The sequence below is a fragment of the Alicyclobacillus sendaiensis NBRC 100866 genome, from assembly GCF_001552675.1.
Lineage (GTDB): Bacteria > Bacillota > Bacilli > Alicyclobacillales > Alicyclobacillaceae > Alicyclobacillus > Alicyclobacillus sendaiensis.
This window is the reverse complement of record NZ_BCRQ01000152.1, coordinates 1-516: the sequence shown is the minus strand read 5'-3', so window position 1 is coordinate 516 and position 516 is coordinate 1. Positions and strand designations below refer to the sequence as shown.

At 58.1% G+C, this 516-nt stretch carries 1 protein-coding gene; it reads left to right on the top strand.

Annotated elements, in window-relative coordinates:
• Positions 1-516: IS256 family transposase (locus tag AS26_RS13670; protein WP_174519955.1), on the top strand; the 516-nt coding region annotated here is incomplete at both ends.

Below are 516 nucleotides of genomic sequence, written 5' to 3'. Positions count from 1 at the left end.
GTCTACACGAGATGTGGCCAAGGTCACGGAGCAGTTGTGTGGAACGTCTTTTTCGAAATCGACGATTTCGGACCTATGCAAGCGCCTTGATCCCATCGTCCAAGCGTGGAACCACCGAAGCCTCGCCGAGCACCGCTATCCGTTTCTGCTCGTCGATGCCCTGGTCCTCCGGATTCGGGAAGACGGACGCATTCGTTCGCGCGCGGCTTTGATTGCCGTCGGCGTGAATGACGAGGGATATCGTGAGATTCTTGGGCTGATGCTTGGGAACAGCGAATCCGAATCGAGTTGGCGGGAGTTTTTCGCCTGGCTGAAGCAACGCGGTTTGAGCGGCGTCGACATCGTCGTGTCCGACAGTCACAGCGGACTTGTCAAGGCACTTCAGACCGAATTTCAGGGCTGCACGTGGCAACGGTGCCAGACCCACTTCATGCGCAATCTCTTGGACGCCACACCCAAGGCGTTGCAGGAGGAAGTCTACCAACAGGTCCGCGCAGTCCTGGATGCGCCTGACCT